This is a genomic window from Pseudomonas sp. W5-36 (genome assembly GCF_046540455.1).
GTDB lineage: Bacteria > Pseudomonadota > Gammaproteobacteria > Pseudomonadales > Pseudomonadaceae > Aquipseudomonas > Aquipseudomonas graminis_B.
In genome coordinates, this window is sequence record NZ_JAXCIQ010000013.1 from 15,488 (window position 1) to 42,193 (window position 26,706).

Consider the following 26,706-nt stretch of genomic DNA (forward strand, 5'->3'; position numbering starts at 1 on the left):
CGTCACTAATTTTGCGAGGGCTTTATGGCTCGTACTACACCGATCAGCCGTTACCGTAACATTGGTATCGTCGCTCACGTGGATGCTGGTAAAACCACCACCACCGAGCGCGTCCTTTTTTACACCGGCAAAAGCCACAAGATGGGCGAGGTGCATGATGGCGCCGCGACCACCGACTGGATGGTTCAGGAGCAGGAGCGTGGTATTACCATTACTTCTGCTGCTATTACTGCCTTTTGGCAGGGTTCCGAGAAGCAGCACAAAGACCAATATCGCTTCAACGTGATTGACACCCCGGGCCACGTAGACTTCACGATTGAAGTTGAGCGTTCCCTGCGTGTACTCGACGGCGCGGTCGTTGTTTTCTGTGGTACCTCTGGCGTAGAGCCTCAGTCCGAAACCGTATGGCGTCAAGCCAACAAGTACGGGGTTCCACGTATCGTTTACGTGAACAAAATGGACCGTGCTGGCGCAAACTTTCTGCGCGTAATTGCCCAGATCAAGCAGCGTTTGGGTCACACTCCGGTGCCGATCCAGTTGGCAATCGGTTCTGAGGACAACTTCCAGGGTCAGATTGATCTGATGTCTATGGAAGCGGTCTACTGGAACGATTCCGACAAAGGTATGGTCCCTGTTCGCAAGCCTATCCCTGCTGAGCTGCAGGAGCTGGCTGACGAATGGCGCAGCAACATGGTTGAGGCTGCGGCTGAAGCCAGCGAAGAACTGATGAACAAATACCTTGAGGGTGAGGAACTCACCAACGAGGAAATCAAGGCTGCTCTGCGTCAGCGTACTATTGCTGGTGAGATCGTTCTTGCTGTTTGCGGTTCTTCCTTCAAGAACAAGGGTGTTCCCCTGGTTCTCGACGCTGTGATCGACTACCTGCCGGCTCCAGTCGACATTCCTGCTATCAAGGGTTCCAACCCTGATAACGAGGAAGAGGAAATGGAGCGTCACGCGGACGACAACGAGCCGTTCTCGGCTCTGGCGTTCAAGATCGCTACCGATCCGTTCGTGGGTACGCTGACCTTCGTCCGTGTTTACTCGGGCGTGTTGGCATCCGGCGACGGCGTGATCAACTCGGTCAAGGGCAAGAAAGAGCGCGTGGGTCGTATGGTGCAAATGCACGCCAACGCTCGCGAAGAGATCAAGGAAGTACGCGCTGGCGACATCGCGGCCTTGATCGGCATGAAGGATGTCACCACTGGTGAAACCTTGTGCAACGCTGACAAGCCAATCATCCTGGTTCGGATGGACTTCCCGGAGCCGGTTATTTCGGTTGCCGTAGAGCCTAAAACCAAGGATGACCAGGAAAAAATGGGTATCGCACTGGGCAAGCTTGCTCAAGAAGACCCGTCTTTCCGCGTCAAAACTGATGAAGAGACTGGTCAAACGATCATCTCTGGCATGGGCGAGCTGCACTTGGACATCCTGGTTGACCGGATGCGCCGTGAGTTCAACGTCGAAGCCAACATCGGTAAGCCTCAGGTTTCGTATCGTGAGCGCATCACGAAGAACTGTGAAATCGAAGGCAAGTTCGTTCGTCAGTCCGGCGGTCGTGGTCAGTTCGGCCACTGCTGGATCCGTTTTGCACCTGCTGACGAAGGTCAGGAAGGTCTGCAATTCGTGAACGAAGTAGTGGGTGGTGTGGTTCCTAAGGAATACATCCCGGCTATCCAGAAGGGTATCGAAGAGCAGATGAAGAACGGCGTTGTCGCCGGCTATCCGCTGATCGGCCTGAAGGCTACCGTGTTTGATGGTTCTTACCACGACGTCGACTCGAACGAGATGGCGTTTAAGGTGGCTGCTTCCATGGCGACCAAGCAACTGGCCCAGAAGGGCGGCGGTGAGTTGCTTGAACCGATCATGGCTGTAGAGGTTGTTACGCCTGAAGACTATATGGGTGACGTGATGGGCGACCTTAACCGTCGTCGCGGCATGATCCTGGGTATGGAAGATACGGTCTCCGGCAAGGTAATTCGTGCCGAGGTTCCGTTGGGTGAGATGTTCGGTTATGCGACCGACGTTCGCTCCATGTCCCAAGGTCGCGCAAGCTACTCTATGGAATTCAAAAAATACAATACAGCTCCGTCGCACATCGTCGAAACTGTAACCAAAAAACAAGGCTGATTCAGCGCCTTTAGGCTAGGAGTTATTTGTCGTGGCTAAAGAAAAATTTGATCGTTCCCTTCCGCACGTCAACGTTGGCACCATCGGTCACGTTGACCATGGTAAAACCACGCTGACCGCTGCTCTGACTCGCGTCTGCTCCGAAGTCTTCGGTTCGGCTCGTGTTGACTTCGATAAGATCGACAGCGCACCAGAAGAGAAGGCTCGCGGTATCACCATCAACACTGCTCACGTTGAGTACAACTCGTCTGTACGTCACTACGCGCACGTTGACTGCCCGGGTCACGCTGACTACGTCAAGAACATGATCACCGGTGCTGCCCAGATGGACGGCGCTATCCTGGTTTGTTCGGCTGCTGATGGTCCGATGCCACAGACTCGTGAGCACATCCTGCTGTCCCGTCAGGTAGGCGTTCCGTACATCGTGGTCTTCCTGAACAAGGCTGACCTGGTAGACGACGCTGAGCTGCTGGAACTGGTTGAGATGGAAGTGCGCGATCTGCTGAGCACTTACGACTTCCCAGGTGACGACACTCCAATCATCATCGGCTCCGCCCGTATGGCGTTGGAAGGCAAAGACGACAACGAGATGGGCACCACTGCCGTCAAGAAGTTGGTTGAAACTCTGGACAGCTACATCCCTCAGCCAGAGCGTGCTGTCGACAAGCCGTTCCTGATGCCAATCGAAGACGTATTCTCGATCTCTGGTCGCGGTACTGTTGTGACTGGTCGTGTTGAGCGCGGTATCGTCAAGGTTCAAGATCCACTGGAAATCGTTGGTCTGCGTGACACTACCGTCACCACCTGCACCGGTGTTGAAATGTTCCGTAAGCTGCTCGACGAAGGTCGTGCTGGCGAGAACTGCGGCGTTCTGTTGCGCGGCACCAAGCGTGACGACGTTGAGCGTGGTCAGGTTCTGGTCAAGCCAGGTACCGTCAAGCCTCACACTCAGTTCGAAGCTGAAATCTACGTTCTGAGCAAAGAAGAAGGCGGTCGTCACACTCCTTTCTTCAAAGGCTACCGTCCACAGTTCTATTTCCGTACTACCGACGTAACTGGTAGCTGCGAACTGCCGGAAGGCGTTGAGATGGTTATGCCAGGTGATAACGTGAAAGTTTCCGTTACCCTGATCAAGCCAATCGCAATGGAAGACGGTCTGCGTTTCGCTATCCGTGAAGGCGGTCGTACCGTCGGCGCTGGCGTCGTAGCCAAAATCATCGCGTAAGCGATGATCTTCAAAAAGAGCCCCCGCTTGCGGGGGCTTTTTTATTGGGTTGACACCCTGTTAGCTCGTCTATAGAATTGCGCCTCCTTTAAACGGGCGTATTGCGCTCGGTGGGAAGTAGCCTGGAGTCTGAAATCCAATGCAAAATCAGCAAATCCGTATCAGGTTGAAGGCTTTTGACCATCGCCTGATCGACCAATCCACCCAGGAAATCGTGGAAACCGCGAAACGTACTGGTGCTCAAGTGCGTGGTCCGATTCCACTCCCTACCCGTAAAGAGCGGTTCACCGTTCTGGTTTCTCCGCACGTCAACAAAGACGCGCGCGACCAGTACGAGATCCGTACTCATAAGCGTGTTCTGGACATTGTCCAGCCAACGGATAAAACCGTTGATGCGCTGATGAAGCTTGATCTTGCGGCAGGTGTGGAAGTACAGATCAGCCTCGGCTAAGACTCGGGTCTTAGTCGTGTAACGCTCTGAAATGGGCGGCCATAGCGGGTGAAAGCCCCGTACACTCATGAGGTTTACAACATGACTATTGGTGTAGTCGGTCGTAAATGCGGTATGACCCGTATTTTCACCGAAGAAGGTGTCTCCATTCCGGTTACGGTCATTGAGATCGAGCCGAATCGCGTCACCCAGTTCAAAACCGAAGAAGTCGATGGCTATCGTGCAGTGCAAGTCACTGTCGGCGTGCGTCGTGCTTCCCGTGTGACTGCTGCTCAAGCAGGTCACTTCGCTAAGGCGAACGTTGCCGCTGGTCGTACTGTCTTGGAATTCCGTCTTGAAGAGGGCGAATACAAGGCTGGCGATCTGATCAATGCAGAAATCTTTGCTGCTGGCCAGATGGTAGATGTTACCGGTCAGTCCAAAGGTAAAGGCTTCCAAGGTACTATCAAGCGCCACAATTTCCGTGGCCAAGATAATACTCACGGTAACTCCGTGTCCCACCGCGTCCCGGGCTCTATCGGCCAGTGCCAGACTCCTGGTCGTGTATTCAAGGGCAAAAAAATGTCCGGTCATATGGGCGCTGAGCGCGTGACCGTGCAGTCCCTGGAAGTAGTGCGCGTGGACGCTGAACGCAATCTGTTGTTGGTCAAGGGTGCTGTTCCTGGCGCTACTGGCGGCAATGTGGTTGTACGTCCAGCAGCCAAGGCTCGCGGTTAAGGGGAAGCTGACATGCAATTAAATGTAAATGACGCCCAAGCGATCGAAGTTTCCGAACTGACATTTGGCGGCGAATTCAACGAGACGCTGGTTCACCAGGCAGTCGTGGCCTACATGGCTGGCGGTCGTCAGGGCAGCAAGCAGCAAAAGACCCGTTCTGACGTATCCGGTGGCGGTAAGCGCCCTTGGCGTCAAAAGGGTACTGGCCGTGCTCGTGCCGGTACTATCCGTAGCCCGATCTGGCGCGGCGGCGGTACCACTTTCGCAGCACGTCCTCAGGATCATTCTCAGAAGCTCAACAAGAAGATGTATCGCGCTGCACTGCGCTCCATCCTTGCTGAACTGGTTCGCACTGATCGTCTGGTCGTGGTTCAGGATTTCGCTGTTGAATCGCCGAAAACCAAAAATCTGCTGGGCAAGCTGAACGACATGAGCCTGACCGACGTTTTGATCGTGTCGGACGCTGTTGATCAGAACCTGTACCTGGCTGCTCGTAACCTGCCGCACGTTGATGTGCGTGATGTTCAAGGTTCCGATCCAGTTAGTCTGATCGCATACGACAAAGTGTTGATCACTGTGTCGGCCGTGAAGAAATTCGAGGAGCTGCTGGGATGAACCAGGAACGCGTATTTAAAGTTCTGCTTGGCCCGCACGTTTCCGAGAAGGCTACGGTTCTGGCAGACAAAAAAGGTCAGTTCGTTTTCAAGGTTGCTACTGATGCAACCAAGCTGGAAATCAAGAAGGCCGTCGAAAGCCTGTTCAGCGTGAAAGTAGAGCGTGTCACTACCCTGAATGTTATGGGTAAGACCAAGCGCACTGCTCGCGGTCTGGGCAAGCGTAATGACTGGAAGAAGGCAGTTATCTCCCTTCAGCCAGGCCAAGATCTCGATTTCAGCAGCAGTGCTGAGTAAGGAAGGGGTGCATCATGGCAATCGTTAAATGCAAACCGACTTCCCCTGGCCGCCGTTTTGTGGTCAAGGTGGTCAACCAGGAGCTGCACAAAGGCGCTCCTCACGCACCGCTGCTCGAGAAAAAATCGAAGACTGGTGGTCGTAACAACAATGGCCGCATCACTACTCGTCACATCGGTGGTGGTCATAAGCAGCATTATCGTCTGGTCGATTTCCGTCGCAACGACAAGGATGGCATTTCTGCCACCGTCGAGCGTATTGAATACGATCCAAACCGTACTGCTCACATCGCACTGCTGCTGTACGCAGACGGCGAGCGTCGTTACATCATCGCGCCTAAAGGCGTGAGTGCTGGCGACCAGCTGATCGCAGGCGCTCTGGCTCCAATCAAGCCAGGCAACGCTCTGCAGCTGCGCAACATTCCAGTGGGTTCTACCGTTCACGGCATCGAATTGAAGCCGGGTAAAGGTGCCCAGATCGCTCGTTCCGCTGGTGCATCTGCACAGCTGATCGCTCGTGAAGGTGTCTACGTGACCCTGCGTCTTCGCTCCGGTGAGATGCGTAAAGTTCTGGCTGAATGCCGTGCGACTCTGGGCGAGGTCTCGAACTCCGAGCACAGCCTGCGTTCGCTGGGTAAAGCTGGTGCCAAACGCTGGCGTGGCGTTCGCCCAACCGTTCGTGGTGTTGCCATGAACCCGGTTGACCACCCACATGGTGGTGGTGAAGGTCGTACCTCTGGTGGTCGTCATCCGGTATCGCCGTGGGGCTTCCCGACTAAGGGCGCGAAGACTCGTGGTAATAAGCGTACCGACAAAATGATCGTCCGTCGTCGCAAGTAAATAGAGGGATACGACAGTGCCACGTTCTCTGAAAAAAGGTCCTTTTATTGATCTTCACCTACTGAAGAAGATCGAAGTGGCGGCGGAAAAGAACGATCGCAAACCAGTTAAGACCTGGTCGCGCCGTTCTATGATCCTGCCACAAATGGTCGGTTTGACCATTGCTGTGCATAACGGTCGTCAGCATGTTCCTGTTCTCGTGAACGAAGACATGGTCGGCCACAAACTAGGCGAGTTTGCCGGTACCCGCACTTATCGTGGGCACGTGGCAGACAAGAAAGCCAAGCGTTAAGGGGTAAGGAACGATGGAAGTAGCCGCTAAGTTGTCGGGCGCTCGAATCTCCGCCCAGAAAGCCCGCTTGGTCGCCGACCAGATCCGCGGGAAGAAGGTGGGCGAAGCGCTCAACCTGTTGGCTTTCAGCAGTAAGAAAGCCGCCGAGATCATGAAGAAAGTGCTGGAGTCGGCCGTAGCCAACGCCGAGCATAACGAAGGCGCAGACGTTGATGACCTTAAGGTCTCCACCGTTTTCGTCAACGAAGGGCGTTCGCTGAAGCGAATCATGCCACGTGCCAAAGGCCGTGCTGATCGCATCGTCAAGCGGTCTTGCCATATCACTGTCAAGGTTGCTGACAAGTAACGGAGTCGAAGAGATGGGTCAGAAAGTACATCCCATTGGCATTCGCCTGGGAATCGTCAAGGAGCACACCTCCGTCTGGTACGCAGACGGTCGGACTTATGCGGACTATTTGTTCGCTGATCTGAAGGTGCGAGAGTATCTCCAAGACAAACTAAAAAGCGCGTCCGTAAGCCGTATCGATATCCATCGTCCGGCGCAGACTGCACGCATCACCATCCACACCGCTCGTCCAGGTATCGTTATCGGGAAGAAAGGTGAAGATGTTGAGAAGCTGCGTCAGGACCTGACCAAGCAAATGGGTGTGCCTGTGCACATCAATATCGAAGAGATCCGTAAGCCGGAGCTCGACGGTATGCTGGTTGCGCAGAGCGTAGCTCAGCAGCTGGAGCGTCGTGTAATGTTCCGTCGCGCTATGAAGCGCGCAGTGCAGAACGCCATGCGCATTGGTGCCAAAGGCATCAAAATCCAAGTGAGCGGTCGTCTCGGCGGTGCTGAAATTGCACGTACTGAATGGTATCGCGAAGGTCGTGTGCCTTTGCACACCCTGCGTGCCGACATCGACTATGCCAACTACGAAGCTCACACCACTTATGGTGTGATCGGTGTAAAGGTTTGGATCTTCAAAGGCGAAGTAATTGGTGGTCGCCAAGAAGAGCTGAAGCCGCAAGCACCAGCGCCTCGTAAAAAAGCTGCTAAGTAAGGGGTACGCCAAATGTTGCAACCTAAGCGTACGAAGTTCCGCAAGCAGATGACCGGCCACAACCGTGGTCTGGCACTGCGCGGTAGCAAAGTCAGCTTCGGCGAGTTCGCGCTGAAGTCTGTTGCTCGTGGTCGTCTCACCGCTCGTCAGATCGAGTCAGCGCGTCGCGCACTGACCCGTCACGTTAAACGTGGCGGCAAGATCTGGATCCGTGTATTCCCGGACAAGCCTGTTACCAAAAAGCCCCTCGAAGTTCGGATGGGTAAAGGTAAGGGTAACGTGGAGTACTGGGTTGCCCAGATTCAGCCAGGCAAAGTCCTGTATGAAATCGAGGGTGTTTCCGAAGAGTTGGCGCGTGAGGCTTTCGCCCTGGCTGCTGCAAAGCTGCCGCTCGCCACCTCCTTTGTTAAGCGGACGGTGATGTGATGAAAGCGAATGAACTTCGTGAAAAATCAGCACAGCAACTGAACGAGCAACTGCTCGGCTTGCTGCGCGACCAGTTCAATCTGCGCATGCAGAAAGCAACTGGCCAGTTGGGGCAGTCTCACCTGCTCTCGCAAGTTAAGCGTGACATCGCTCGCGTGAAGACTGTGCTCAACCAGCAGGCAGGTAAGTAATCATGGCTGAAGCCGAAAAAACCGTCCGTACGCTGACTGGCCGTGTCGTCAGCGACAAGATGGACAAGACCATCACCGTACTGATCGAGCGTCGCGTCAAGCACCCAATCTACGGTAAATACGTTAAGCGTTCGACTAAGCTGCACGCGCACGACGAAACCAATCAGTGCCACATCGGCGACAAGGTCACTATTCGTGAAACTCGTCCGATGGCCAAGACTAAATCTTGGGCGCTGGTTGATGTTCTCGAACGCGCTGTGGAAGTCTAAGGGCTAGGGGTCGGAGAAATTATATGATTCAGACTCAATCCATGCTCGATGTGGCCGATAACAGCGGCGCACGCCGCGTTATGTGCATCAAGGTGCTTGGTGGCTCTCATCGTCGTTACGCTGGTATCGGTGACATCATCAAAGTTACCGTCAAGGAAGCAATTCCGCGCGGTAAGGTGAAGAAAGGCCAAGTGATGACTGCCGTAGTAGTCCGCACTCGCCACGGTGTTCGTCGCGCAGACGGCTCCATCATCCGCTTTGATGGCAACGCTGCTGTTCTGTTGAACAACAAGCAAGAGCCGATCGGCACCCGTATCTTTGGGCCAGTGACCCGTGAACTTCGTACTGAGAAGTTCATGAAGATCGTCTCGCTCGCCCCAGAAGTGCTGTAAGGAGATCCGACATGCAAAAGATTCGTCGTGACGACGAGATCATCGTGATCGCCGGCAAAGACAAAGGTAAGCGCGGTAAGGTGCTCAAGGTTCTCGCTGACGACCGTCTGGTCGTTGGTGGGATCAACCTGGTGAAGCGTCATACCAAGCCAAACCCGATGTCGGGCGTACAGGGCGGTATCGTCGAGAAAGAAGCGCCACTGCACGCTTCTAACGTCGCCATTTTCAACGGCGCAACCAACAAAGCTGATCGCGTTGGTTTCAAAGTTGAAGACGGCAAGAAAATTCGTGTCTTCAAGTCGACCCAAAAAGCGGTTGATGCTTGAACACTGCTAGGTAGAAGACCATGGCACGACTAAAAGAGATTTACTGGAAAGAAATCGCACCGAAGCTTAAGGAAGAACTTAAGCTTTCGAACGTGATGGAAGTTCCACGCGTTACCAAGATCACCCTGAACATGGGTCTGGGCGAAGCGATCGGTGACAAGAAAGTCATCGAGCACGCTGTTGCAGACCTGGAAAAAATCACCGGCCAAAAAGTCGTTGTGACTTACGCTCGCAAATCTATCGCAGGCTTTAAAGTCCGTGAAGGTTGGCCGATCGGTGTCAAAGTGACTCTGCGCCGTGAGCGTATGTATGAATTCCTGGATCGTCTGCTGTCGATCTCCCTGCCTCGGGTCCGCGACTTCCGCGGCCTGAATGCCAAGTCCTTCGATGGTCGTGGTAACTACAGCATGGGCGTTAAAGAGCAGATCATTTTCCCGGAAATCGACTACGACAAGATCGATGCCCTGCGCGGTCTGGACATTACCCTGACCACCACTGCTCGTACGGACGAAGAAGGTCGCGCATTGCTGCGTGCTTTCAAGTTCCCGTTCCGCAACTGATTGGAGTAGGACCATGGCCAAGAAGAGCATGAAAAACCGTGAGCTGAAGCGTCAGCTCACCGTTGCCAAGTACGCTACCAAGCGTGCTGCGCTGAAAGCGATCATCGTGGATCTGAACGCAAGTCCAGAAGCACGTTGGGAAGCAACGGTCGCACTGCAGAAGCAACCACGTGACGCAAGTGCCTCGCGCATGCGTAACCGTTGCCGCCTGACAGGTCGTCCGCACGGCGTATATCGCAAGTTCGGCCTCGGCCGTAACATGCTGCGTCAAGCAGCAATGCGTGGCGACGTACCAGGTCTGGTTAAAGCCAGCTGGTAAGCAGCTATTCTCGCACTGCGTCCATCGTGATCACCATGAACCGATGGGCGTAGAGCCTGAATTTGAATCAAGCCCCTTTTGGGGCTTGATTCATTTCTGGGGTGCGCCTAGAATTGCCGGCTCGCCAGAGCCAGTGCTTGCACGTGCCCGAAATTTTAAGGCGATAGGTTGTAGCCGTAAGGCTCATTTTTTTTGTATCAGGAGCGTCTAGCCCATGAGTATGCAGGACCCGTTAGCGGACATGCTAACTCGTATCCGTAATGCCCAGATGGCTGAAAAGCCCGTCGTAAGCATGCCATCCTCCACGTTGAAGGTGGCTGTAGCCAAAGTCCTGAAGGACGAAGGTTACATTGCGGGTTATCAGATCAGCAGCGAAACCAAGCCGTTGCTATCCATCGAGCTGAAGTACTTCGAAGGCCGTCCGGTCATCGAAGAAGTGAAGCGCGTTAGCCGTCCAGGCCTGCGTCAGTACAAGTCCGTCGATGAGTTGCCAAAAGTTCGTGGCGGCCTCGGTGTGTCTATCGTCTCCACCAACAAAGGTGTGATGACGGATCGTGCTGCGCGCGCTGCCGGTGTCGGCGGCGAAGTGCTTTGCACTGTGTTCTAAGGGGGGGATAAGCATGTCACGCGTAGCTAAGAACCCCGTTAAGTTGCCAGCAGGCGTCGAAGTTAAACTCGTCGGCCAGCAGCTTTCGGTGAAGGGTGCCAAGGGCACTCTAGACCTGAACATTCATTCGGCCGTTGAAATTGTTGAAGAAGCCGGTGAGTTGCGTTTTGCTGCTCGCAATGGCGATCAACAAACTCGCGCAATGGCTGGTACCACTCGTGCGTTGGTAAACAACATGGTCCAAGGCGTAAGCCAAGGCTTTGAGCGCAAGCTCCAGCTGGTCGGTGTTGGTTACAAAGCGCAAGCAAAAGGCACGGTGCTGAATTTGGCCCTTGGCTTCTCGCACCCAGTGGACTACGAATTGCCGGAAGGCATCACCGCTGAGACTCCCAACCAAACCGATATCGTCATCCGCGGTATCGACAAGCAGTTGGTTGGTCAAGTGGCCGCTGAGATCCGCGACTTCCGCCGTCCAGAGCCGTACAAAGGCAAAGGCGTGCGTTACGCGGACGAAGTCGTCCGTCGTAAAGAAGCCAAGAAGAAGTAGGGCATAGCAAATGACCGTCAAAAAAGTTACCCGACTGCGTCGCGCTCGCAAAGCACGCCTGAAAATGCACGAACTCGAAGTCGTGCGTCTCTGCGTGTACCGCTCTTCGCAGCACATTTATGCCCAGGTCATCTCGGCCGACGGCAGCAAAGTCTTGGCAAACGCCTCGACTTTGGACAAAGAACTGCGTGATGGCGCCACTGGCAACATCGACGCGGCCACTAAAGTTGGCCAGCTGATCGCTGAGCGTGCGAAAGCCGCCGGTGTATCGCAAGTGGCTTTTGATCGTTCTGGCTTCAAGTACCACGGTCGCGTTAAGGCGCTGGCTGATGCTGCTCGTGAAGGCGGGCTGGAGTTCTAAGTTATGTCAAATAACGACCAAAAACGCGACGAAGGCTACATCGAGAAGCTGGTACAAGTTAATCGCGTAGCAAAAACCGTTAAAGGCGGCCGTATCTTCACTTTCACCGCGTTGACCGTGGTTGGTGATGGTAAAGGGCGCGTTGGCTTCGGCCGTGGTAAGTCACGTGAAGTGCCTGCCGCGATTCAGAAGGCAATGGAAGCTGCTCGCCGCAACATGATCCAGGTTGATCTGAACGGCACTACGCTGCAGTACGCCATCAAGTCAGCTCATGGGGCTTCGAAGGTTTACATGCAGCCTGCGTCGGAAGGTACTGGCATCATCGCTGGCGGTGCAATGCGCGCCGTCCTCGAAGTTGCTGGCGTCCACAACGTTCTGGCCAAGTGCTACGGTTCGACTAACCCGGTCAACGTTGTTCACGCAACGTTCAAGGGTTTGAAAACCATGCAGTCCCCTGAGTCCATCGCTGCTAAACGCGGCCTGAACGTCCAGGAGATCTTCTGATCATGGCTACCGTTAAAGTAACGCTGATCAAAAGCATGACCGGCCGCATCCCTAACCACAAATTGTGCGTTAAGGGTTTGGGTCTGCGTCGCATCGGTCACACTGTAGAAGTCGTTGATACCCCGGAAAACCGTGGGATGATCAACAAGGCTTGCTACATGCTGCGCGTCGAGGGTTAATCGATGAAACTCAATGATCTGAGTCCAGCGCCGGGTTCCCGTCGCGAAAAGCATCGTCCGGGCCGTGGTATCGGTAGCGGTTTGGGTAAGACCGGTGGCCGTGGCCACAAAGGTCAGACCTCCCGCTCCGGTGGCACCATTGCTCCGGGCTTCGAAGGCGGCCAACAGCCGTTGCATCGTCGTCTGCCTAAGTTCGGCTTCGTCTCTTTGAAAGCTATGGATCGTGCTGAAGTTCGCACCTCCGAGCTGGCTAAAGTTGAAGGCGTCGTCACTGTGCAGTCCCTGAAGGATGCCAACGTGATCAACCAAAACGTACAGCGTGTGAAAATCATGCTGTCCGGTGAGGTTACTCGCGCAGTCACCCTCAAAGGTATCGCAGCCACCAAAGGTGCGCGTGCGGCTATCGAAGCAGCTGGCGGCAAGTTCGAGGAATAAATGGCTAAGCAAGGTGCTCTCTCAGCGCTAGGCAAAAGCGGCGGGTTGTCCGAACTCTGGGCTCGTCTGCGTTTCCTGTTCCTGGCGATTATCGTCTATCGGATCGGTGCGCATATCCCAGTTCCGGGTATCAACCCTGACCGACTGGCGGACCTGTTTCGACAGAATGAGGGGACCATTCTTAGCTTGTTCAACATGTTTTCCGGCGGTGCGCTGGAGCGCATGAGCATCTTTGCACTGGGGATCATGCCGTATATCTCGGCATCGATCATCATGCAGCTCATGACCGCAGTCAGCCCACAGCTGGAGCAGTTGAAGAAGGAAGGTGAGGCTGGTCGTCGTAAGATCAGCCAGTACACCCGCTATGGCACCGTCGTTCTGGCCCTGGTTCAAGCCATTGGCATGTCCATTGGCTTGGCCGGGCAGGGCGTTGCGTTCTCAGCAGATATCGGCTTCCACTTCGTTGCAGTCACCACGTTTGTTGCTGGTGCGCTGTTCATGATGTGGCTGGGCGAGCAGATCACTGAGCGCGGTGTTGGCAACGGTATCTCGATGTTGATTTTTTCGGGTATCGTCGCCGGTCTTCCGAGAGCGATCGGGCAGTCTTTCGAGTCTGCACGTCAAGGTGATATCAATATCTTCGCTTTGGTCGCCATCGGTTTGCTGGCAGTAGCGATCATCGGTTTCGTGGTGTTCATCGAGCGTGGTCAGCGTCGTATTGCTGTTCACTACGCCAAGCGTCAGCAGGGCCGTAAGGTCTTCGCTGCGCAGACGAGCCACTTGCCGTTGAAAGTGAACATGGCGGGTGTTATTCCTGCCATCTTCGCGAGCAGCATCTTGCTGTTTCCGGCTTCGCTGGGTGCCTGGTTCGGTCAGTCTGAGGGTATGGGCTGGTTGCAGGACATCTCGCAGTCGATCGCACCTGGTCAGCCGTTGAATATTCTGCTGTTTAGTGCAGGGATTATTTTCTTCTGCTTCTTCTATACGGCGTTGATGTTCAATCCGAAAGACGTAGCGGAAAACCTGAAGAAGTCCGGTGCCTTTATTCCGGGCATCCGTCCTGGTGAGCAGTCGGCGCGCTATATTGATGGCGTTCTGACTCGTCTGACCATGTTCGGTGCTCTCTATATGATGGCCGTATGCCTGCTCCCACAGTTTCTCGTGGTCGCTGCAAACGTGCCGTTTTACCTTGGCGGGACCTCGTTGCTGATCGTGGTCGTGGTTGTGATGGACTTCATGTCCCAAGTGCAATCGCACCTCGTTTCGCACCAGTATGAATCCCTGATGAAGAAAGCCAACCTGAAGGGCTACGGCAGCGGCATGCTGCGCTGAAGCACCCATAAGGTTCGAGGAGTTGGTGATGAAAGTTCGTGCATCGGTGAAAAAGCTGTGCCGCAACTGCAAGATTATTCGCCGCGAAGGTGTTGTTCGAGTAATTTGCAGCGCGGAACCACGTCACAAGCAGCGCCAAGGCTAATGTGATCTGTGCTAAAAGCCCAGCAGCTAGTGCGCTGCTGGGTTGATTATTTGTTATTACAGCGATATTATCTCGCGCCCTATTTCTTGGCTTCCGGGGCGTAGGTAGCTGTCAATTGGAGTCCCACTGAATGGCCCGTATTGCAGGCGTTAACATTCCAGATAACAAGCATACTGTTATCTCGCTGACCTACATCTATGGTGTTGGTCGCACAACTGCACACAAAATCTGTGCTACTACCGGGGTTAACCCGGCGGTAAAGATCAAAGATCTGAGCGACGAGCAGATTGAACAGCTGCGTGGCGAAGTCGCGAAGTTCACCACTGAAGGTGATCTGCGTCGCGAAATCAACATGAAAATCAAGCGCTTGATGGACCTCGGTTGCTATCGCGGTCTGCGTCATCGTCGTGGTCTTCCAGTGCGCGGTCAGCGTACCAAGACTAACGCGCGTACCCGCAAAGGTCCGCGTAAGCCGATCCGCAAGTAATCGCCCCAGCGAATCGACAGGAATTAAATCATGGCAAAACCTGCTGCTCGTCCTCGTAAAAAAGTTAAAAAGACAGTGGTTGATGGCATCGCCCACATCCATGCATCTTTTAACAACACAATCGTGACCATCACCGACCGTCAAGGTAACGCTCTTTCCTGGGCAACCTCCGGTGGTTCGGGTTTCCGCGGTTCTCGCAAGTCCACGCCGTTCGCTGCTCAAGTAGCTGCTGAACGTGCTGGTCAAGCTGCGCTGGAATACGGCCTGAAAAACCTCGACGTCAACGTCAAAGGTCCAGGTCCAGGTCGTGAATCTGCTGTCCGTGCTTTGAACGGCTGCGGCTACAAGATCGCCAGCATCACCGACGTGACGCCAATCCCGCATAACGGGTGCCGTCCGCCGAAGAAGCGCCGCGTGTAATCCAGGAGATTGTAAAGAATGGCTCGTTACATTGGTCCAAAATGCAAACTCGCTCGTCGCGAAGGCACCGATCTCTTTCTGAAGAGCGGCGTGCGCGCGATCGAATCGAAGTGCAACATCGAAGCAGCACCTGGTATCCACGGCCAACGCCGCGGTCGCCAGTCCGACTACGGCACTCAACTGCGTGAAAAGCAGAAAGTCCGTCGTATTTATGGCGTTCTCGAGCGTCAGTTCAGCGGCTACTACAAAGAAGCTGCCGGCAAGAAAGGCGCAACTGGTGAGAACCTGCTGCAACTGCTCGAATGCCGTCTGGACAACGTTGTATACCGCATGGGCTTTGGTTCGACTCGTGCCGAATCGCGTCAGCTGGTATCGCACAAGTCGGTCAGCGTAAACGGCAAAACCGTTAACGTTCCGTCCTACCAGGTTCGTGCTGGTGACGTAGTGGCAATTCGTGAAAAAGCGAAGAACCAACTGCGTATTGTCCAGGCTCTCGATCTGTGTGCCCAACGTGGCCGCGTAGAATGGGTAGAAGTAGACACTGAGAAAAAATCTGGCGTCTTCAAAAGCGTTCCAGCTCGCAGTGATCTGTCCGCCGACATCAACGAAAGCCTGATTGTCGAGCTCTACTCCAAGTAAGGGCTAGAAAATAGGTGCATCCATGCAGATTTCGGTAAATGAGTTCCTGACACCCCGCCACATTGATGTGCAGGTTGTCAGTCCGACCCGCGCCAAAATCACCCTCGAGCCTCTCGAGCGTGGTTTCGGCCATACCCTGGGCAACGCGCTGCGCCGCATCCTGTTGTCCTCCATGCCCGGCTGTGCAGTAGTCGAGGCCGAGATTGACGGTGTGCTCCATGAGTACAGCGCCATCGAAGGTGTACAGGAAGATGTCATTGAAATCCTGTTGAACCTTAAAGGTCTGGCTATCAAGCTGCACGGTCGAGACGAAGTTACGCTGACCTTGTCGAAGAAGGGTTCGGGGGTGGTTACCGCTGCCGATATTCAGCTGGATCATGATGTCGAGATCGTTAACCCCGATCACGTAATCGCTAACCTGGCGTCTAACGGCGCCCTGAACATGAAGCTCGTTGTAGCTCGTGGTCGCGGTTATGAACCAGCAGACTCGCGTCAGAGCGATGAAGACGAAAGCCGCAGCATTGGTCGCTTGCAGCTCGACTCTTCGTTCAGCCCGGTCCGTCGCATTGCATACGTTGTGGAAAACGCCCGTGTCGAGCAACGTACCAACCTGGACAAGTTGGTTATTGATCTGGAAACCAACGGTACTCTGGATCCTGAAGAGGCTATCCGTCGTGCAGCAACCATCCTGCAACAGCAGTTGGCTGCGTTCGTCGACCTCAAAGGTGACAGCGAACCTGTTGTAGTCGAACAGGAAGACGAGATCGATCCGATCCTGCTTCGTCCGGTTGACGATTTGGAACTGACCGTACGTTCGGCCAACTGCCTTAAGGCGGAGAACATTTACTACATCGGCGACCTGATTCAGCGCACCGAAGTAGAACTGTTGAAGACTCCGAACCTGGGCAAGAAATCCTTGACCGAGATCAAGGACGTTCTGGCTTCTCGTGGTCTCTCCCTCGGCATGCGCCTCGACAACTGGCCGCCTGCAAGTCTTAAGAAGGACGACAAGGCGACTGCCTGATCGTCGTAATCACCGAACGTAGTGTTTGGTAAGGAATGAACCATGCGTCATCGTAAAAGTGGACGTCACCTGAGCCGTACCAGCTCTCACCGCAAGGCCATGTTCCAGAACATGGCGGTGTCGCTGTTCGAGCACGAGCTGATCAAAACTACCCTGCCGAAAGCCAAAGAACTGCGTCGCGTTGCTGAGCCGCTGATCACCTTGGCCAAGATTGACAGCGTTGCTAACCGTCGTCTGGCATTTGACCGTACCCGTTCGAAAGAAATGGTCGGCAAACTGTTCAACGATCTGGGCAAGCGTTATGCAACTCGTGAGGGTGGCTACCTGCGCATCCTCAAGTGCGGCTTCCGCGCTGGCGACAACGCGCCAATGGCGTACGTCGAACTGGTTGATCGTCCTGTCGGTGGTTCTGTAGAAACCGCTGAATAAGACATCAGTCATTACAAAGAACCGGGCCCAGTGCCCGGTTTTTTGTTGCCTGCGATAATCATCCCCTGGTAACCGGATTGTCTCGAATATGGGGTGACTCTAAGTGATAATCGGAACCCTCCTCATCGGTACCAAATGGCCGAATTTCGCAGTATTTCTGACTTTATTTGCTATCCCATAGGGTGACCAACCAGTCTGGTTGGTTCAAACTAACGCCTTTCACGAGGAGATGGACGGCGATGCAAGGCCACCCGGATGTAATTGATTACCTCAATACCCTGCTGACTGGCGAACTGGCTGCGCGCGACCAGTATTTTGTCCACTCGCGGATGTACGAAGATTGGGGTTTCAGCAAGCTTTACGAACGTATCAATCACGAGATGGAAGAAGAGGCTCAGCACGCTGATGCGTTGATGCGCCGGATTCTGATGCTCGAAGGCACCCCACGCATGCGTCCGGACGACCTTGATGTGGGTACTACGGTCCCCGAGATGCTCGCCAGCGATCTTCGTCTGGAATACAAGGTCCGAGCCGCGCTGTGCAAAGGTATTGCGCTCTGTGAGCAGCACAGGGATTACGTCAGCCGTGACATCCTCCGCATTCAGCTCGCCGACACGGAAGAAGACCATACCTACTGGCTTGAAAAGCAGCTGGGCCTGATCAAATCCATCGGCCTCGAGAATTACCTTCAGTCGCAGTTCTGAGGACTGAAAAGCTCGCTACAAAAAAGCCCCTGCCGCAGATCGCGACAGGGGCTTTTTATTAGGAGCATGCGATTAGGCGCGATCACGCTCCAGGAGCGGCTTCAGATAGTGGCCGGTGTAGGACTGTTTCATTTCCGCCACCTGCTCGGGCGTACCGGTAGCGATGATCTGTCCGCCTTTCGAACCGCCTTCCGGGCCCAGGTCGACCAACCAGTCCGCGGTCTTGATCACGTCCAGGTTGTGCTCGATCACGACGACCGTGTTGCCGTGATCTCGCAGGCGATGCAGGACGTCCAGCAATTGCTGGATATCCGCGAAATGCAGACCCGTGGTGGGCTCATCGAGGATGTACAGGGTCTTGCCGGTGTCACGCTTGGACAGCTCGCGAGACAGCTTCACACGCTGGGCTTCGCCACCGGAAAGCGTGGTCGCCGACTGACCCAGCTTGATATAGGAAAGACCCACATCCATCAGCGTCTGCAACTTCCGGGCGAGAGCAGGTACGGCGTCAAAGAACGTCCGCGCCTCTTCGATCGTCATCTCCAGTACTTCGTGGACGTTTTTGCCCTTGTACTTGACCTCAAGCGTCTCACGGTTGTATCGCTTGCTCTTGCACACATCGCAAGGGACGTAGATGTCAGGCAGGAAATGCATCTCGACCTTGATCAGACCGTCACCCTGACACGCTTCGCAGCGACCCCCTTTCACGTTGAAGGAGAATCGGCCAGGCCCGTAACCCCGTGACCTTGATTCAGGCACGCCCGCGAATAACTCACGGATGGGTGTAAACAGCCCGGTGTACGTCGCAGGGTTCGACCGTGGTGTACGCCCGATTGGGCTCTGGTCAATGTCGACGACTTTATCTAGGTGCTGCAGGCCGTCCATGCTGTCGTGTGCCGAAGCCTCGAGCGTCGTTGCGCCATTGAGTGCGGTGGCGCTGAGAGGGAACAGGGTGTTGTTGATCAGCGTCGACTTGCCCGAGCCCGATACACCGGTCACGCAGGTCAGTAGGCCAATTGGAATTTCCAGATCGACGTTGCGCAGGTTGTTGCCGCGCGCGCCTTTGAGTTTGAGCGACAGCTTTTTATTACGCGGCGTGCGCTTGGCAGGCACAGCGATCTTCACCCGGCCCGACAGGTACTTACCCGTCAACGAGTCCGGATGATCCATCACTTCCTGCGGCGTGCCTTCCGCGACGATCTTGCCGCCATGCACGCCTGCGCCCGGACCGATGTCGACTACGTAGTCGGCCAGTCGGATGGCGTCCTCGTCGTGCTCAACCACGATCACCGTGTTGCCGATGTCTCGCAGGTGTCGCAACGTCTCCAGCAGACGATCGTTATCGCGCTGATGCAAGCCGATTGAAGGCTCATCGAGGATGTACATGACGCCGACCAGCCCGGCACCGATCTGACTGGCCAGACGAATCCGCTGCGCCTCACCGCCAGAGAGCGTATCGGCGCTACGGTCCAGTGTCAGATAGTCCAGCCCGACATTAACGAGGAACTGCAGGCGCTCGCGAATCTCTTTGAGAATCTTGTCAGCGATTTCACCGCGGCGGCCTGTCAGCTTCAACTCGCCAAAATAATGGGTAGCGTCGCCAATAGGCATGTTGGTCACGGCGGGGAGTGTCTTCTCGCCGACCCACACGTGACGCGCTTCACGGCGCAACCGCGTGCCGCGGCACTCGGGGCAGGGCTGGGTGCTGAGAAATTTCGCCAGCTCCTCGCGGACTGTGGTCGATTCGGTTTCCCGGTAACGGCGCTCCAGATTGGGAACGATGCCTTCGAACGGGTGCGCACGTTTGACGATGTCGCCACGGTCGTTCAAGTAACGGAAGTCGACGCTGTCCTTGCCACTGCCGCCCAGCAAGACCTTCTGCAGATCGGCAGGGAGCTCCTTGAACGGCACCTCGAGGCTGAAGCGGTAATGCTTGGCCAGCGAGCCGAGCATCTGGAAGTAGTAGACGTTACGCCTGTCCCAGCCACGGATCGCGCCTTCTGCCAGCGTGAGTTCGCCATTGACCAGCCGCTTGGTGTCAAAGAATTGCTTCACGCCCAGGCCGTCGCAGGTTGGGCATGCGCCGGCAGGATTGTTGAACGAGAACAGCTTTGGCTCCAGCTCACTGATCGCATGACCGCAGATCGGACAGGCAAAGCGCGCGGAGAAAATGATCTCTTCGCCTGGCTCATCGTCCATCGGCGCGACCAGCGCAATGCCATCTGCCAGCTTCAGCGCGGTTTCAAAGGATTCGGCCAAACGCTGTTGCAGGTCTGAGCGTACCTTGAAGCGGTCAACCACGACGTCGATCGAATGCTTTTTCTGCTTGTCGAGCTTCGGCAGCTCGTCCAGCTCGCACAGACGGCCGTTGACCCGGGCACGTACGAAACCCTGAGCGCGCAGCTCTTCGAAAACCGCCAGGTGCTCGCCTTTACGCTCCCGAACCACGGGAGCAAGTAGCATCAGTTTCGTGCCTTCGGGTTGTGCCAGCACCAGATCGACCATCTGGCTGACGGTCTGCGCCTCCAGAGGAATGTCGTGATCCGGGCAGCGCGGCTGGCCCACTCGTGCATAGAGCAGGCGCAGGTAGTCGTAGATTTCGGTGATGGTGCCCACGGTCGAGCGCGGGTTGTGGGACGTTGACTTCTGCTCGATGGAAATGGCCGGGGAGAGGCCTTCAATCGTGTCGACGTCCGGCTTCTCCATCATCGATAGAAACTGACGCGCGTAGGCGGACAGCGATTCAACATAGCGGCGCTGGCCCTCGGCGTAGAGCGTATCGAACGCCAGGGACGATTTTCCTGAGCCGGACAATCCGGTGATGACGATCAGCTTGTCGCGTGGAAGGGTCAGGTCGATGTTCTTCAGGTTGTGGGTTCGAGCCCCACGAATCAAGATCTTGTCCAAAGCTGGCCTCGCACGGCGGGCGTGTAAAACGTGGAAGTATACGGGGAAATACTGGATGGATACACACTATTGAAGGGCGTGCCGCCTCACTCGGAAAAAAGAATATTCCTGCGATGCGCGGCAAACCGTCGTATGTGCTCTAAACGATGGGACTGGTAGAATCGCCGCCGGTTCATACGAGGTTTCTTCATGCACGATTCTCACAGCGAGCGCATGAGCGGCAGCGAAACCCGCGCGGCGGGCGGTCTGGCGCTGGTGTTCGCCTTCCGTATGCTTGGCATGTTCATGGTGCTCCCCGTACTCGCCACTTACGGGATGGACCTGGCCGGCGCGAGCCCGGCACTCATCGGTCTGGCGATCGGCGCTTATGGCCTGACACAGGCGGTCCTGCAGATTCCGTTTGGCATTATTTCCGATCGCATCGGCCGTCGCCCTGTCATCTATTTAGGGCTGATCGTGTTTGCCCTCGGCAGCGTGCTGGCCGCCCAGTCCACCTCGATCTGGGGCGTGATCGCCGGCCGGGTCCTGCAAGGCGCGGGTGCTATCTCCGCGGCGGTCATGGCGTTGCTGTCCGATCTGACCCGCGAGCAGCATCGCACCAAAGCCATGGCGATGATCGGCATGACGATCGGCGTGTCGTTCGCCGTTGCGATGGTGGTCGGCCCCATTCTGACCAGTGCATTCGGATTGTCCGGACTTTTTCTGGCGACCGGCGCGATGGCGCTGGTGGGCGTGGCGATCGTTGCCTTCGTCGTGCCCAAGTCCACGGTGACCCTGCAGCACCGGGAATCCGGTCTGGCACGACAGGCATTGGGCGCGACGCTTCGTCATCCCGACCTGTTGCGTCTGGACTTGGGTATCTTCGCGTTGCACGCCATGCTGATGTCCAGTTTCGTTGCATTGCCGCTGGCGCTGGTCGAAAAAGCCGGCTTGCCCAAGGAGCAGCACTGGTGGGTGTATCTCACAGCGCTGCTGATTTCTTTCTTCGCGATGATCCCTTTCATCATCTACGGCGAAAAGAAGCGTCAGATGAAGCGGGTCTTGCTCGGCGCCGTGCTGGTGCTGATGCTCACTGAGCTATTCTTCTGGGAGTTCGGAGACACGCTGCGGGCGCTGGTCATCGGCACTGTGGTCTTTTTTACCGCATTCAATTTGCTCGAAGCGTCGCTGCCGTCGCTGATCAGCAAAGTGTCTCCGGCGGGCGGGAAGGGCACGGCGATGGGGATTTACTCCACCAGTCAGTTCCTGGGTTCGGCGGCGGGGGGCATCCTCGGCGGGTGGCTTTTCCAGCACGGCGGCCTGGATGTGGTGTTCCTCGGCGGCGCCGGGCTGGCCGCCATCTGGCTGGCGTTTGCTGTTACCATGCGCGAACCTCCCTACGTAACCAGCCTTCGCTTGCCGTTGTCGCCCGAGGCTCAACGCGACACAGGCCTTGCCGATCGCGTGTTGGCCGTACGTGGAGTAACAGATGCAGTAGTGGTCGCCGATGAGGCTGCCATCTATATCAAATTTGACAAAGAACTGTTGGATCGGGCGTCTTTCGACGAAGTGGTCAATCCAGCGTCGGAAACGTGTGAAGCCTAGGAGAACGTTATGGCCCGTGGGGTAAACAAAGTCATATTGGTCGGCACGTGCGGCCAGGATCCCGAAGTCCGCTACATGCCTAACGGTAATGCCGTGACCAACCTGAGTCTGGCAACTAGCGAACAGTGGACTGACAAGCAAACCGGTCAGAAGGTCGAGAAGACCGAATGGCACCGTGTTTCGATGTTCGGCAAAGTCGCCGAAATCGCCGGCGAGTACCTGCGCAAGGGTTCGCAGGTCTACATCGAAGGCAAGCTGCAGACCCGCGAATGGGAAAAAGACGGCATCAAGCGTTACACGACTGAAATCGTCGTCGACATGCAAGGCACCATGCAGTTGCTCGGTGGCCGTCCTCAAGGCGAAGGCGCTCCTCAGGGCCAGGGTGGTGGCGGTTATCAGAACTCCCAGAACTCGGCACCGCGTCCGCAGCAGCAGGCACGCCCACAGCAATCCGCTCCTCAGCCACAGCGTGAATCACGCCCTGCGCCGCAACAAGCGCCGCAGCCAGCGCCTGATTTCGACAGCTTCGATGACGACATTCCTTTCTAAACACCGCTTGATCCAGCCGCGATAACGCGGCAAACAAAAGCCCCCGCACAGCTCAGTTGTCGGGGGCTTTGTTTTGGGTCGCGTTCGAGGGTTACAAACCCAGATCCGATAACCCGGGATGATCGTCAGGACGGCGTCCCAGCGGCCAGTGAAACTTGCGCTCTGCCTCTTTGATCGGCATGTCATTGATGCAGGCGAAACGCCGCGCCATCAAGCCGTCTTCATTGAACTCCCAATTCTCGTTGCCGTACGAGCGGAACCAGTTGCCTGAATCGTCGTGCCATTCGTAGGCGTAACGGACCGCGATGCGGTTGTCGGTGAACGCCCAGAGCTCTTTGATCAGGCGGTAGTCGAGCTCCTTGTTCCACTTGCGGATCAGGAAATTTTTCGCTTCCTCGCGGTTCTCGACAAAATCGGTGCGATTGCGCCATTGGGTATCGAGTGTGTAGGCCAGCGAGACTTTTTCAGCGTCCCGGCTGTTCCAGCCATCTTCAGCCAGGCGAACCTTTTCGATGGCGGATTCTCGGGTGAAAGGAGGAAGTGGCGGGCGAGTCTGGGCATTGGACGACATGATGGGCCTCCAGGCGGTGATGATTCGGCGGTGGGTGGGGACGTGTGTGGTTAGGAACTGGAACGCAAGCGCTGTTCGAGCATCAACTGGGCAACAGCCTTGGCGCTTTCTGCAGCACTGTAGTCGCCCATGACGCGGGCGACGGTGATCGCGCCTTCCATGAGGATGAGCAGCTGTCTGGCAAGAGTGTGCGGATCGGCAATCCCAAGCTGCTCGCAGAGCTCCAGCGTGTAATCCAGCAGTTTCTGCTTGTGCAGCTTGGCAATAAGACGGATGGGGTCCTGTGGATCGCCAACTTCGCCGGCGGTATTGATAAACGCGCAGCCGCGAAAGCCTTCGGACTCGAACCAGCCTTTGATCACATCAAACATATTTAGAACGCGCGCTTCAGGGGTGTCGGCCTTGCTTGATTCAGTCCGAAACCAGTCCATCCAGCGTACGTCACGTGCGTTGAGCGCAGCAGCCGCGACCTCGTCTTTGGTAGCGAAGTAGCGATAGATGCTTTTCCTCGCGACGCCCGACGTCTTTACCAGAAGGTCCATGCCGGTGGCCTGGATGCCATTCTGGTAAATAAGCTGTTCGGCGGTCGCGAGGATTTTCTCGCGGGTGTTGGCCGTTAATGTATTCATGACGCAGAAGGTAGAACGTCCGTTCTCCCGCGTCAAGCCGCTCCTTCAAGAACAGGCTCAGCGCACCTGATCAGACTCCGGCAGCGCGCGTTTCAAATCCTCTGCACTGGGTGAAGCCTTGGCCAGCGTTACGGGGATGGATTTAGCCGCAGGCACCTTGCTGCGTTCAGCGTGATGCCACAAGGGAACGAGTGGATTGCACTCGGGGTAGTACGCCGCGCAGCAGTTCTCGGGGATGTCATAGGCAATGATCTGCAGAGGTCCTACCGAGCGCGTGACCTGAGGCTCGATGGCGGTGGTGACGTTGACCCAGTCTCCCGGTTTGAAGCCCATTCGCAGGACGTCGTTGCGGTTCATGAAGATGACCGCGCGGGTGCCGCTGACGCCACGGAAGCGATCTTCGTAGCCGTAAATCGTGGTGTTGAACTGGTCATTGCTGCGCAACGTCATCAGTTGCAGCACGTCGCGGCGTGTGTGGTTCGGGTACACGTCATCGTTTTCTTCGAGCAGTTCGGGCGTGATGAACATCGCGCGGCCACTCTCGGTTTTCCATTCACGCTTCGCTGCCGCGATGGGGCGATGAAAGCCGCCGGTTTCCCACATGCGGGTTTCCATGTCGTGGAAAATCTCGGGATAGACCTGAGCGATGCCCTGACGGATCAGCGCGTAATCGCGGCGCCAGGCGTCCCAATCGATCCGGGTGGCACCGGATAATGTTGCCTCGGCAATGCCAGCGAGGATCGCGGCTTCGGCGCGGGCGTGGGCGCTGGCCGGTTCGCTGTTACCCTGCCACGCCCGCACGCAGCCGGTGCTGTCTTCGGTGGTATAAACCTGCTCCACGCCGTTTTGCACATCCTTTTCGATGCGCCCGAGGCAGGGCAGGATCCATGCATTTTTCCCCGGAACCAGGTGAGTACGGTTCAGCTTGGTGGCGATCTGAACGTTCAGGTCCAAGGTATTCCAGGCCGGCTCCATGCGGGACGTGTCGGGGATCGCCCGCAGAAAATTCCCGCCGAGCCCGATGAATCCGCGCACGCTCCCGTCCAGAAGTCCTTCGCAGGTCTCAACGGTATTCAGGCCTTTTTTCGAGGGGACCGCGAAGCCATACAGTGCCTCAATCTTATCCACAGGAATCTTGTTCGGGTCTTCGGTAATGCCGACGGTGCGCTGGCCCTGCACGTTGGAGTGACCGCGCACCGGGCAGATGCCCGCGCCGCGCTTGCCGATGTTGCCGCGCAGCAGGAGCAGGTTCACCAACATCTGCACGTTAGTCACGCCGCGCCGGTGTTGGGTGATGCCCATGCCGTAAACCAGCATCACGCGCTCGTGTCTGGCATACACCGTCGCCACCGCCTCCAGCGCGCTGCGGCTCAGTCCTGCCTGACGCTCGATGGTGTCCCAAGGCGTTTCGAGCGCGCAGTTGCAGAACTCGGCGAATCCTTCGGTGTGCTGGGCGATAAACGCCTGATCGATGATTCCGGGCTGACCCTTAGCCAACGCCGCCTCGTCCATTTCGAACAGCGATTTGGCAATGCCCAGCACCACCGCCGTGTCGCCACCGATTGCCAGCTGGTGATATTGAGTGCTGATGACCGTCGATTTCGGCCCGAGCATTTCCACCGGGGACTGCGGATTGACGAAGCGTTCCAGGCCGCGCTCGCGGATCGGATTGAACGTGATGATCGGCACGTCACGCTGCCGCGCTTCACGCAGCTGATGCAGCATACGCGGGCTGTTGCTGCCCACGTTCTGGCCGAAAAACAGGATGCAATCGGTGTGCTCGAAGTCATCCAGCGTCACTGTTCCTACCGGTACGCCGATACTTTCCTGCAGGCCGACCGACGTGCTCTCGTGGCACATGTTCGAGCTGTCGGGCAAATTGTTGTTGCCGTAGGCACGGGCGATCAGTTGGTACATGAACGACGTTTCCAGCGAGGCCCGCCCCGATGCATAAAAAACCACGCTCTCCGGCGTCATGCTTTTCAGCTGCGCGCCAATGTCGCGGTAGGCCTCCTCCCACGTGGTTTCCTGGTAACGATCAGTTCCAGCGTTGTACCGCATGGGGTGCGTGAGGCGGCCCTGTTGCTCAAGGTCGTAATCGGGCCACTGGCGCAACTCGGTGAGGGTGTGCCGGGCGAAAAAGGCCGGGTCGGTCTTCCGCGACGTCAGCTCCCACGCGGTGGCCTTCGCGCCGTTTTCGCAGAACTCCAGGCTGTGGGGTTTGCCGGGCTTGGCCCATGCGCAGCTGACACAGGCAAACCCGCCCGGCTTGTTCTGCTTGATCAGCGGCAGGCCTGCACGAATCGGTGCCTGCTCACGCCAGAGGATCTCCATCACCGACTTCGCCGAGCCCCAACCGCCGGCGGCAGAGGTGTAGGGGCGGAAATGGGCTTTGGGATGGATGAGCGACATGGAGTTGATCCTCGGCGGAGCGGGCGCACTGGAGACAGTCGCCCTCGTAAGGCTACGACGAAGCGGCTCGGTAAAGGTTCGTTACATTTGTCGGTAAGAGGACCGTCAACGGCCAACATGACGATTGCGTGTCGGAGCGAACTTGCC

At 56.2% G+C, this 26,706-nt stretch carries 37 protein-coding genes; 33 read left to right on the forward strand and 4 right to left on the reverse strand.

All coding sequences use genetic code 11. The features are described from left to right. Positions 1–24: 24 nt before the first annotated feature. From fusA to bfr, 31 genes are all read left to right on the forward strand, one after another. Complete coding sequence (gene fusA, locus SLW74_RS19280; RefSeq protein WP_065988460.1) at positions 25–2,130, forward strand: elongation factor G; 2,106 nt, start codon at positions 25–27, stop codon at positions 2,128–2,130. Between the two features lie 31 nt (positions 2,131–2,161). Continuing rightward, the gene (gene tuf, locus SLW74_RS19285) at positions 2,162–3,355 is read left to right on the forward strand and encodes an elongation factor Tu (RefSeq protein WP_024646116.1); all 1,194 of its coding nucleotides are present in this window, start codon (positions 2,162–2,164) and stop codon (positions 3,353–3,355) included. Between the two features lie 139 nt (positions 3,356–3,494). Then, positions 3,495–3,806 carry a 30S ribosomal protein S10 gene (gene rpsJ / locus SLW74_RS19290; protein ID WP_003186070.1) on the forward strand — a complete coding sequence of 104 codons (312 nt, stop codon included), beginning with the start codon at positions 3,495–3,497 and terminating at the stop codon, positions 3,804–3,806. Between the two features lie 81 nt (positions 3,807–3,887). After that, entirely contained in the window at positions 3,888–4,523 is a 636-nt protein-coding gene (gene rplC / locus SLW74_RS19295; RefSeq protein WP_065988459.1) for a 50S ribosomal protein L3, read from the forward strand. 12 nt (positions 4,524–4,535) lie between these two features. After that, a complete protein-coding gene (gene rplD, locus SLW74_RS19300) occupies positions 4,536–5,138 on the forward strand; it encodes a 50S ribosomal protein L4 (RefSeq protein ID WP_410929798.1) in 603 nt (200 codons plus the stop codon). Further along, the gene (rplW, locus tag SLW74_RS19305; RefSeq protein WP_065988457.1) at positions 5,135–5,434 is read left to right on the forward strand and encodes a 50S ribosomal protein L23; all 300 of its coding nucleotides are present in this window, start codon (positions 5,135–5,137) and stop codon (positions 5,432–5,434) included. Before rplD ends, rplW begins: the two co-directional genes overlap by 4 nt. A 14-nt stretch (positions 5,435–5,448) precedes the next feature. Further along, positions 5,449–6,273, forward strand: coding sequence for a 50S ribosomal protein L2 (rplB, locus tag SLW74_RS19310; protein WP_003176423.1), 825 nt, complete (start codon positions 5,449–5,451; stop codon positions 6,271–6,273). A 16-nt stretch (positions 6,274–6,289) separates the two neighbouring features. Next, entirely contained in the window at positions 6,290–6,565 is a 276-nt protein-coding gene (rpsS, locus tag SLW74_RS19315) for a 30S ribosomal protein S19 (RefSeq protein WP_002555486.1), read from the forward strand. Positions 6,566–6,578: 13 nt separating this feature from the next. Beyond that, positions 6,579–6,911, forward strand: coding sequence for a 50S ribosomal protein L22 (gene rplV / locus SLW74_RS19320; RefSeq protein WP_003103908.1), 333 nt, complete (start codon positions 6,579–6,581; stop codon positions 6,909–6,911). A 13-nt stretch (positions 6,912–6,924) separates the two neighbouring features. Continuing rightward, positions 6,925–7,611, forward strand: a complete 687-nt coding sequence (gene rpsC, locus SLW74_RS19325; RefSeq protein ID WP_003176422.1) for a 30S ribosomal protein S3 — start codon at positions 6,925–6,927, stop codon at positions 7,609–7,611. 12 nt (positions 7,612–7,623) lie between these two features. Beyond that, positions 7,624–8,037 (forward strand): 50S ribosomal protein L16, encoded by a 414-nt coding sequence (gene rplP, locus SLW74_RS19330; RefSeq protein ID WP_003186052.1) that lies wholly within the window; start codon positions 7,624–7,626, stop codon positions 8,035–8,037. Then, a complete protein-coding gene (rpmC, locus tag SLW74_RS19335; protein ID WP_002555481.1) occupies positions 8,037–8,228 on the forward strand; it encodes a 50S ribosomal protein L29 in 192 nt (63 codons plus the stop codon). Before rplP ends, rpmC begins: the two co-directional genes overlap by 1 nt. Positions 8,229–8,230: 2 nt before the next feature. After that, the gene (rpsQ, locus tag SLW74_RS19340; protein ID WP_003194644.1) at positions 8,231–8,497 is read left to right on the forward strand and encodes a 30S ribosomal protein S17; all 267 of its coding nucleotides are present in this window, start codon (positions 8,231–8,233) and stop codon (positions 8,495–8,497) included. A 23-nt stretch (positions 8,498–8,520) separates the two neighbouring features. Continuing rightward, on the forward strand, positions 8,521–8,889 hold the full coding sequence (rplN, locus tag SLW74_RS19345; protein ID WP_002555479.1) for a 50S ribosomal protein L14: 369 nt from the start codon (positions 8,521–8,523) through the stop codon (positions 8,887–8,889). 11 nt (positions 8,890–8,900) lie between these two features. Next, positions 8,901–9,215: a 50S ribosomal protein L24 gene (gene rplX, locus SLW74_RS19350; RefSeq protein WP_002555478.1), complete on the forward strand. Its 315-nt coding sequence runs from the start codon at positions 8,901–8,903 to the stop codon at positions 9,213–9,215. A 20-nt stretch (positions 9,216–9,235) separates the two neighbouring features. After that, positions 9,236–9,775, forward strand: coding sequence for a 50S ribosomal protein L5 (gene rplE / locus SLW74_RS19355; protein ID WP_037017720.1), 540 nt, complete (start codon positions 9,236–9,238; stop codon positions 9,773–9,775). A 13-nt stretch (positions 9,776–9,788) separates the two neighbouring features. Further along, on the forward strand, positions 9,789–10,094 hold the full coding sequence (gene rpsN / locus SLW74_RS19360) for a 30S ribosomal protein S14 (protein ID WP_003186042.1): 306 nt from the start codon (positions 9,789–9,791) through the stop codon (positions 10,092–10,094). Positions 10,095–10,308: 214 nt separating this feature from the next. Further along, positions 10,309–10,701, forward strand: a complete 393-nt coding sequence (rpsH, locus tag SLW74_RS19365) for a 30S ribosomal protein S8 (protein WP_037017722.1) — start codon at positions 10,309–10,311, stop codon at positions 10,699–10,701. Positions 10,702–10,714: 13 nt separating this feature from the next. Continuing rightward, positions 10,715–11,248, forward strand: coding sequence for a 50S ribosomal protein L6 (gene rplF, locus SLW74_RS19370; protein ID WP_122536825.1), 534 nt, complete (start codon positions 10,715–10,717; stop codon positions 11,246–11,248). A 10-nt stretch (positions 11,249–11,258) separates the two neighbouring features. Further along, positions 11,259–11,609, forward strand: a complete 351-nt coding sequence (gene rplR / locus SLW74_RS19375; protein WP_037017727.1) for a 50S ribosomal protein L18 — start codon at positions 11,259–11,261, stop codon at positions 11,607–11,609. Between the two features lie 3 nt (positions 11,610–11,612). Further along, positions 11,613–12,113, forward strand: coding sequence for a 30S ribosomal protein S5 (gene rpsE, locus SLW74_RS19380; protein ID WP_037017729.1), 501 nt, complete (start codon positions 11,613–11,615; stop codon positions 12,111–12,113). A gap of 2 nt (positions 12,114–12,115) precedes the next feature. Next, entirely contained in the window at positions 12,116–12,292 is a 177-nt protein-coding gene (gene rpmD, locus SLW74_RS19385) for a 50S ribosomal protein L30 (RefSeq protein ID WP_410929799.1), read from the forward strand. A gap of 3 nt (positions 12,293–12,295) precedes the next feature. Continuing rightward, entirely contained in the window at positions 12,296–12,727 is a 432-nt protein-coding gene (gene rplO / locus SLW74_RS19390) for a 50S ribosomal protein L15 (RefSeq protein WP_037017733.1), read from the forward strand. Beyond that, the gene (secY, locus tag SLW74_RS19395) at positions 12,728–14,059 is read left to right on the forward strand and encodes a preprotein translocase subunit SecY (RefSeq protein ID WP_065988454.1); all 1,332 of its coding nucleotides are present in this window, start codon (positions 12,728–12,730) and stop codon (positions 14,057–14,059) included. A gap of 28 nt (positions 14,060–14,087) precedes the next feature. Beyond that, positions 14,088–14,204, forward strand: coding sequence for a 50S ribosomal protein L36 (gene rpmJ, locus SLW74_RS19400; RefSeq protein WP_002555468.1), 117 nt, complete (start codon positions 14,088–14,090; stop codon positions 14,202–14,204). A 130-nt stretch (positions 14,205–14,334) separates the two neighbouring features. Then, positions 14,335–14,691, forward strand: a complete 357-nt coding sequence (rpsM, locus tag SLW74_RS19405; RefSeq protein WP_037017739.1) for a 30S ribosomal protein S13 — start codon at positions 14,335–14,337, stop codon at positions 14,689–14,691. 30 nt (positions 14,692–14,721) lie between these two features. Then, positions 14,722–15,111 (forward strand): 30S ribosomal protein S11, encoded by a 390-nt coding sequence (gene rpsK, locus SLW74_RS19410; protein ID WP_002555466.1) that lies wholly within the window; start codon positions 14,722–14,724, stop codon positions 15,109–15,111. Positions 15,112–15,129: 18 nt separating this feature from the next. Beyond that, positions 15,130–15,750, forward strand: coding sequence for a 30S ribosomal protein S4 (rpsD, locus tag SLW74_RS19415; RefSeq protein ID WP_037017742.1), 621 nt, complete (start codon positions 15,130–15,132; stop codon positions 15,748–15,750). Between the two features lie 22 nt (positions 15,751–15,772). Continuing rightward, positions 15,773–16,774, forward strand: a complete 1,002-nt coding sequence (locus SLW74_RS19420) for a DNA-directed RNA polymerase subunit alpha (protein ID WP_007970428.1) — start codon at positions 15,773–15,775, stop codon at positions 16,772–16,774. A gap of 42 nt (positions 16,775–16,816) precedes the next feature. Beyond that, the gene (gene rplQ / locus SLW74_RS19425) at positions 16,817–17,203 is read left to right on the forward strand and encodes a 50S ribosomal protein L17 (protein WP_065988453.1); all 387 of its coding nucleotides are present in this window, start codon (positions 16,817–16,819) and stop codon (positions 17,201–17,203) included. A 239-nt stretch (positions 17,204–17,442) separates the two neighbouring features. After that, complete coding sequence (gene bfr / locus SLW74_RS19430) at positions 17,443–17,907, forward strand: bacterioferritin (protein WP_122623962.1); 465 nt, start codon at positions 17,443–17,445, stop codon at positions 17,905–17,907. 72 nt (positions 17,908–17,979) lie between these two features. Here bfr and uvrA read toward each other — a convergent pair whose 3' ends face one another. Continuing rightward, positions 17,980–20,814 carry an excinuclease ABC subunit UvrA gene (gene uvrA / locus SLW74_RS19435; RefSeq protein ID WP_410929800.1) on the reverse strand — a complete coding sequence of 945 codons (2,835 nt, stop codon included), beginning with the start codon at positions 20,812–20,814 and terminating at the stop codon, positions 17,980–17,982. Between the two features lie 189 nt (positions 20,815–21,003). Here uvrA and SLW74_RS19440 point away from each other — a divergent pair, with 189 nt between their 5' ends. Together SLW74_RS19440 and SLW74_RS19445 are read left to right on the forward strand one after the other, a co-directional pair. Then, complete coding sequence (locus SLW74_RS19440) at positions 21,004–22,398, forward strand: MFS transporter (RefSeq protein ID WP_074891760.1); 1,395 nt, start codon at positions 21,004–21,006, stop codon at positions 22,396–22,398. A 9-nt stretch (positions 22,399–22,407) separates the two neighbouring features. Further along, on the forward strand, positions 22,408–22,947 hold the full coding sequence (locus SLW74_RS19445; protein WP_410929801.1) for a single-stranded DNA-binding protein: 540 nt from the start codon (positions 22,408–22,410) through the stop codon (positions 22,945–22,947). A gap of 91 nt (positions 22,948–23,038) precedes the next feature. Here SLW74_RS19445 and SLW74_RS19450 read toward each other — a convergent pair whose 3' ends face one another. The 3 genes from SLW74_RS19450 to SLW74_RS19460 are packed head-to-tail and all read right to left on the reverse strand — an operon-like array spanning position 23,039 to position 26,559. Next, positions 23,039–23,518: a DUF1348 family protein gene (locus SLW74_RS19450; RefSeq protein ID WP_410929802.1), complete on the reverse strand. Its 480-nt coding sequence runs from the start codon at positions 23,516–23,518 to the stop codon at positions 23,039–23,041. A 50-nt stretch (positions 23,519–23,568) separates the two neighbouring features. Further along, a complete protein-coding gene (locus SLW74_RS19455) occupies positions 23,569–24,147 on the reverse strand; it encodes a TetR/AcrR family transcriptional regulator (RefSeq protein WP_410929867.1) in 579 nt (192 codons plus the stop codon). A 57-nt stretch (positions 24,148–24,204) separates the two neighbouring features. Next, positions 24,205–26,559: an FdhF/YdeP family oxidoreductase gene (locus tag SLW74_RS19460; protein ID WP_410929803.1), complete on the reverse strand. Its 2,355-nt coding sequence runs from the start codon at positions 26,557–26,559 to the stop codon at positions 24,205–24,207. Positions 26,560–26,706: the final 147 nt, after the last annotated feature.